General features: G+C 63.0%; 1 protein-coding gene. It reads right to left on the bottom strand.

Translation table 11 applies throughout. The features are described from left to right. The coding region (locus H5T41_11520; protein MBC7109388.1) for an ATP-dependent helicase at positions 1-496 on the bottom strand (496 nt) is incomplete at its 3' end. Positions 497-519 lie beyond the last annotated feature (23 nt).

Raw genomic sequence — 519 nt, 5'->3', positions numbered from 1 at the left:
GGAAGGAGAGCTGGAGAACACCTTCTGTGCGGGCGGCAGGGACTGAGCTGGGCGACCGGGCCGCGCGGCTTATGCGGAAAAGGGGCGCGCTCGGTTCCACTCGGGGGCTGAGGTTCTCTTCGCCCAAGGCCTCCACCACGAACCGGGAGATCTTCGCCGGCCGCTTGCGCGGCTCCTCCCCGGGAAGACGGTAGTCGTCAGATGAAAGGAGGAAAAGGTAGCGTTTGGCCCGGGTCATCCCCACATAAAAAAGGCGGCGCTGCTCCTCAACATGGGCCACATCAGGAGGAAGGTCCTCCAAAATGAGCTCCCGTGGAAGGGAAAAGACAGGGCGCTGGATGCGTCCGGGGAAGAAATCCTCCACAAGCCCGGTGAGAAAGACCGCGGTGAATTCGCGACCCTTGGCCTGATGGAAGGTCATGATCTGCACGGCATCCACTCCCGGGTCAGCTTCCCCAACCATCGGGTTCCATCCCAGCTCCCGCAGCTCCTCCACGTAGCGCACGAACCAGGGAACGC

The sequence above is a fragment of the Methanomassiliicoccales archaeon genome (assembly GCA_014361295.1).
In the GTDB taxonomy this organism is placed as follows: Archaea; Thermoplasmatota; Thermoplasmata; order Methanomassiliicoccales; family JACIVX01; genus JACIVX01.
Note: the sequence above shows the minus strand (reverse complement) of the source record. Positions and strands in the feature narration are given on the sequence as shown.